We start from the raw sequence: 842 nt of genomic DNA, 5'->3' as shown, positions 1-842 counted from the left end.
GCGCACCCCGGCCAACAACAAGCTGCGCATGGAGGATTTACGCGGCCAGGAACACATCAAGCTCAGCACCGAACAGAGCGGCAAGAGCCAACTCAATCTTGGACACCTGGTGGATGCCGGGAAGAAAAAACGCGGTGAAGGGTTTGAGTTGCGCAGCGATGGTTGGGGCGCGATTCGTGGCGGCAAGGGAGTCTTTATCAGTGCCGATGCCCAGCCCAAGGCACGGGGCCAGCAACTCGATATGGGCGCTGCCATCGAACAGTTGGAAAGTGCCCTGTCGTTGGCCCGTTCCCTGGCCAGTGCAGCTCGCAACGCGCAAGCGACACCCAACGATACCGCCAGCCAGGAGCGCCTGGTCCAGGCACTCAAGGGCCTGAACCAACCCGGCCTGCTCCTGCATACCCCGGCGGGTATCGGCCTGGTCAGTCCTGAGGCCGTCGGCCTGTCTTCTGGTGGTGCCAGCGTGGGCATCGTGGCTGCGCAGAACACCGATATCAGTGCCGGTCGCGATATCACTGTCACTGCCGAGGAGGCTGTCAGTGTGCTTGCGCAAAAAGCCGATCTGCACTTGAAGGCGGTTCACGGCAAGGTCGAACTGCATGCCCAAAACGACAGGTTGCATGCCCTGGCAAAGACCGACCTCAAGATCGAAAGTACAGAAGGGCGCGTGGAAATTACCGCCCCGCAAGAACTGGTGCTGCACTGCGGCGGGGCCTATATCCGCCTCAAGGATGGCGAGATCGAAGTGGGTGCACCCGGTAATCTCTACCTCAAATGCGCCCATGTACAAAAGCTTGGCCGGACCCGTCTCGACGCGCCGAAAACACCACGACCAGCGGGTT

The 842-nt window shown here is 60.9% G+C and carries 1 protein-coding gene; it reads left to right on the top strand.

Annotation, left to right across the window (positions count from 1 at the left end):
• On the top strand, positions 1-842 hold an 842-nt coding region (locus HX851_RS33425; protein WP_177066534.1), incomplete at both ends, for a type VI secretion system Vgr family protein.

It is taken from the genome of Pseudomonas gingeri, from assembly GCF_013385635.1.
In the GTDB taxonomy this organism is placed as follows: domain Bacteria; phylum Pseudomonadota; class Gammaproteobacteria; order Pseudomonadales; family Pseudomonadaceae; genus Aquipseudomonas; species Aquipseudomonas gingeri_A.
Note: the sequence above shows the minus strand (reverse complement) of the source record. Positions and strands in the feature narration are given on the sequence as shown.